4 protein-coding genes are annotated in these 4,510 nt (G+C 65.9%); all 4 read right to left on the bottom strand.

The features are described 5' to 3' along the window. Positions 1 to 154: 154 nt before the first annotated feature. Genes QOC69_RS12920 through QOC69_RS12905 form a run of 4 tightly spaced genes read right to left on the bottom strand, consistent with a single transcriptional unit; the run spans position 155 to position 4,368 of the window. Positions 155 to 1,321: a thiolase family protein gene (locus QOC69_RS12920; RefSeq protein ID WP_526440029.1), complete on the bottom strand. Its 1,167-nt coding sequence runs from the start codon at positions 1,319 to 1,321 to the stop codon at positions 155 to 157. 48 nt (positions 1,322 to 1,369) lie between these two features. Beyond that, positions 1,370 to 2,857, bottom strand: coding sequence for a class I adenylate-forming enzyme family protein (locus QOC69_RS12915; protein ID WP_526440027.1), 1,488 nt, complete (start codon positions 2,855 to 2,857; stop codon positions 1,370 to 1,372). Positions 2,858 to 2,892: 35 nt separating this feature from the next. After that, positions 2,893 to 3,195 carry a hypothetical protein gene (locus QOC69_RS12910; protein ID WP_526440025.1) on the bottom strand — a complete coding sequence of 101 codons (303 nt, stop codon included), beginning with the start codon at positions 3,193 to 3,195 and terminating at the stop codon, positions 2,893 to 2,895. Between the two features lie 45 nt (positions 3,196 to 3,240). Further along, on the bottom strand, positions 3,241 to 4,368 hold the full coding sequence (locus tag QOC69_RS12905) for an amidohydrolase family protein (protein WP_526440023.1): 1,128 nt from the start codon (positions 4,366 to 4,368) through the stop codon (positions 3,241 to 3,243). Between the last annotated feature and the right edge of the window lie 142 nt (positions 4,369 to 4,510).

Raw genomic sequence — 4,510 nt, 5'->3', positions numbered from 1 at the left:
CGTGCGACGCTACCGCATCTCCCCCAGCACGATCGGTTCAACTCGCCACATTCGGTAGCGGCGGACGCCGACGGCAACCTCTATGTCTCCGAATGGTTGCTCGGTGGGCGATACACCAAGCTCACCGTGCGACGCTGACCGATAAGGCTGGCGCTCAAATCCGTTCGACCACCAGTGCGGAACCCATACCACCGCCTGCACACATCGCCACCACCCCGATGCGCGCATCGCGGCGTGCGAGTTCATGAATGATCGACACAACCATTCGTGCGCCGGTCGCGGCGATCGGGTGGCCGAGGCTGATTCCACTGCCATTGACGTTCACGATTGACTCGTCCAAACCGAGATCGCGTGTACACGCCACGGCCATCGTGGCGAAGGCTTCGTTGATCTCGAAGAGGTCGACGTCGTCGACTTCGAGACCACTGCGCTTGAGCGCCTGCGGGATTGCCGTCACCGGGGCCATCCCGGTGTGCTCCACATCCACGCCGACGGACGCCCAGCCCCGGATCCGTGCCAGCGGTGTCAGGCCGTGACTGGCTGCGTAGTCGGAGCTGCCGATGACGAGCGCGGCGGCGGCGTCGTTGATGCCCGCGGAGTTGCCCGCGGTGACGACGGCGTCCGGGATCTCTGGGTGCAGCACCTTCAGCCCGGCGAGCACCTCGGGCGTGGTGTCCCGCGGGTGCTCGTCAGTGCCGAACATGACGGCCATCCCGCATTGATCGACGGGGACCCCGACGATCTCGTCGTCGAAGTACCCCTTGGCGATCGCGTTGAGTGCCCGCTGCTGCGAGCGCGCGGACCAGGCGTCGGCCTGCTCCCGGGTGACGTGGTGCAGCCGGGCGGTGTTCTCCCCGATGGTCACCGACATGTCGAAGGCCGGCACCCCGGGGGCGTCGGGATGGCTCTGCGGCGACCAGCGGGTGGGCTCCTGTGCACCGGGGGTCACCTTGGAGAGCCGAGGCATGGTGCTGGCGCTCTCCGTTCCACCGGCGACGATCACGTCTGCCATGCCTGCCATGATGGTGGCGGCCGCCAACTGCACGGCGGTGGCGCCCGAGGCGCAGTGCCGGTTGATCGCTACCCCCGGCACCCCTGTCATGCCGAGACGCACCGCGATGTTGCGTGCGATCACGCCGCCGCCCTGCAGTGACTCCGCGAGAAACAGGTCGTCGAGATCGGCGACCGGGATCTGGGACCGGTCCACTGCCGTGCTGACGGCAACCTCGGCGAGTTGGTAGGCATCTACTGACGTGAGAGATCCCTTGCGGGCGCGGCCAATCGGCGTTCTGGCGGCTGAAAGGATGAACGCGTCAGGCATCGTCGTCGGCTCCGTCGAGTTGAGTGGGTTGGCGCAGTGGATGATTGGTCACGGAGTCGGTGCCCGCTCCGTGGCGAGTAGGTCCGCGAGCACCTCACGCCGCAGAATCTTTCCGGTGGCGGTTTGGGGTAGCGCATCGCGGACGACGATCAGTGCCGGCGTCTTGGAGCCACGCAACCGGGTCCGTGCCCATTGGCGCAGCTCCTCGGTGGAGACGGTGCGGCCGGCACGAAGGACCACGGCGGCGGCGATGTCTTGGCCCCAGTGCTCGTCGGGTACACCCACCACCGCAGCGTTCGCGACCGCGGGGTGCTCCAGAAGCACGTCCTCGATCTCGGCGGGCGCGATGTTCTCGCCGCCACGGATGATGGTGTCGTCGGTACGCCCTTCGACGAACAGGTAGCCGTCCTCGTCGACCCACCCGCGATCCCGGGTGGCGAACCATCCGTCGTCGTCGAGCACGCTTCCCGCGCCGCGATACTCACCGGAGACCTGCTCGCCGCGGACATGGATGTCGCCGGCGGTGCCGGCAGGCAGCGGGCCGCCAGGTCCGCGGATCTCGACCTCGATGCCGGGAAGGAGTCGACCGGCCGAGCCCAGCCTGGCGCGGGCAACCGAATCGCCCTGCAGCGCGGCGCGGTGATCATCTGGGCCGAGGACGGCGATTGTGGAGCTGGTCTCCGTCAAGCCGTAGGCGTTGACGAAGTCGACGTTCGGGAAGAGGCGAATCGCACGCTCGAGCACCGGGATTGGCATCTTGGCGCCGCCGTAGGCCAGTGACTTCAAGGTGGGTACGTCCGCACTGGCCGTCTGACCCAGGGGTTCGACGACCGCGGCCAGCATCGTAGGAACGAGGAGGGCATGAGTGATCTGTTCGGAGCGAACGCAATCCAGCCATCTCTGTGCTGTGAAGGTCTCCAGATAGACCACCCGCCGCCCGGCGCAGACGTTGCTGAGCAGATTGGACACACCGGCGATGTGGTACGGCGGCACGCTGACGACGACGGCCTCGCGTTCGTCGGCCGCGCCGAAGTCGACGCTGCCCAGCAGATAGGACGTCAGGTGGCGGTGGCGCAGTATGGCGGCCTTGGGTTCGGAGGTGGTTCCACTGGTGTACAGCAGAACGGCGACCGCCTCGGGATCATCGGACCACGGCGAGACGTCGCCAGTCGGCTCGGCACACGCCGCCCGCCACTGCGCCACGGTGACGGAGTGCGCCGTCGTCGGAGGGTGCAGATCGGAGATGACCAGCGCGTTCGGATGTTGCGCGAGCAGCCTTCCCATCGCATCACGGCTGAGGCGGTAGTTCAGCGGAACCAACGGTACGCCCGCCCACGCGGCGGCGAACAGTGCCACCGCGAAGTCGTCGGCGTTTACACCCACATAGACGAGTTCCTCGGCGTCGTAGGACGCCAGCAGGCCGGCCCCGCAGCGTGCCCGGTCGAGAAGCTCGGCGTAGGTCAATCCCGCTGGAGCAGGTCCGGCCGCACGCAGGCGCCCGACGCCCACGCGGTCGGGCATACCAGTCGCCGCCATGTCCAGCAGTGTCAGAACATTCACCGGAGCATGCCTCAGTCCGATGCGGGTAGCGCTGTGGGCGCCTTGATGGTGAGTTGCCGTCCGTCTGCGGTGAGCACACCCGGTCCTGGCTTGGTGCACAACACTTCTAGCCCGGTGTCGGTGTCAACGTAGCGTTTACCGAGCACGGTGTCGTCGTCGGTGCTCGTCGTGGCCGCGGCAGCCGTCGCCGGACTCGCGGTCATCGGCTGACCACCGCAAGACAGTTCGACCGGTGTCGCAGGAGGCCGCACCACGATGATCTCGGTGTCACCCACATTGCTACGCAGTCGCTTTCCCGGGGCGAGGTCGGTCATTGATCACCTTTCGTGACGCCAAGGGGGGCGCGGCGGCTGGGGGGTTCAGGCCCAGAAGTCGTACAGGGTGCGGGCATTGAGCTCGACCATCTTGCGCGCCTCGTCATCGGGCACGTCGATGAGGTGCTCGGCGAGCAGCTTGCGGGTGTGCGGCCAGTTGGAGTCGGAGTGCGGATAGTCGCTTTCGAACATGATGTTGTCGACGCCGATGCGGTGGCGCTGCTCAATGCCGGACTGGTCGGAGATGAAGCAACCGTAGATGTGTTCCCGGAACAGCTCCGAGGGAAGTTTGTCGGCGTTGATGTCGCACCAGTACTTATGCCGGCCCCAGGAGTAGTCGATGCGTTCGAGGAGGTAAGGCATCCAGCCGATGCCGCCCTCGGAGAGGGCGACCTTGAGGTTGGGGAACTTGTAGAACACGTCGGACATCAGCAGGTCGACGGTGGTGATCATCGAGTTCAGCCCGAACAGCGCGATGCTGATGAACATATCGCCGTCCGGCGCGAGCCCTTGCGGCATGCCGCCGGAGCCGAAGTGCATCGATAGCGGAAGGCCGGCCTCCTCGCAGATGCGGAAGATCGGATCCCAGTGGTCGGTGTGATACGACGGCAGGCCGAGCTTGTGAGGCGCCTCGATGAAGGAGATCGACTTCGCGCCCCTGGCGACCGTCCGCTCGATCTCGGCCACCGACGCCTCGACGTCCCAGAATGGGACCATCATCAACGGGATCTGGCGCTCGGGGGCGTAGGCGCACCACTCATCGAGGATGAAGTCGTTGTAGGCGCTGATGCATATCTTGGCGAACTCTTTGTCCGTGGCCGCATGGAAGGTGCTCCCGGCGAAGCCACCAAAGTTGGGGAAGCACAGCTGGGCCCACGTGCCCTCGATGTCCATGTCCTTGATCCGGTCCTCGATGTCGTGGCAGCCCGGCAGCATGTCGTCATAGCTGCGGGGGTCCATCCCGAAGTCGCGCGGATGCTTGCCCGCGACGGCATTGAGCGCGAAGTTGCCGGACTGCTTGCCCTCGTAGAGCCACGTGTCGTTGCCGTCCGGCAGCTTCACGATGCGCGGGGCAACGTCGGCGTACTTGGCCGGCAGCCGGTCTAGCCACACGCGGGGGTGCTCGATGACGTGGTCGTCGACCGAGATGATCTTGGCGTCGTCGGGCAGCATGCGGATTTCCCTCCTGGAACGGCTGGTACACGAGCTCCCACACCAGATGTTGCGAGTGGGCCTCCCTCACAGTAGAACGATGAGTGCGATTTCTGCAATGTAGGTGTGCTAATCAGAGCAGTTTTTAGCCCCGACTCAGTCC

Source organism: Mycobacterium sp., from assembly GCF_032162105.1.
GTDB lineage: Bacteria > Actinomycetota > Actinomycetes > Mycobacteriales > Mycobacteriaceae > Mycobacterium.
This window is presented reverse-complemented; position numbering and strand designations above follow the sequence as displayed.

What these genes read in the sequence shown, in the direction of transcription:
- QOC69_RS12920 (WP_526440029.1), bottom strand. Translation starts at nt 1,321, where the DNA reads ATGCCTGACGCGTTCATCCTTTCAGCCGCCAGAACGCCGATTGGCCGC.
- QOC69_RS12915 (WP_526440027.1), bottom strand. Translation starts at nt 2,857, where the DNA reads ATGGCGGCGACTGGTATGCCCGACCGCGTGGGCGTCGGGCGCCTGCGT.
- QOC69_RS12910 (WP_526440025.1), bottom strand. Translation starts at nt 3,195, where the DNA reads ATGACCGACCTCGCCCCGGGAAAGCGACTGCGTAGCAATGTGGGTGAC.
- QOC69_RS12905 (WP_526440023.1), bottom strand. Translation starts at nt 4,368, where the DNA reads ATGCTGCCCGACGACGCCAAGATCATCTCGGTCGACGACCACGTCATC.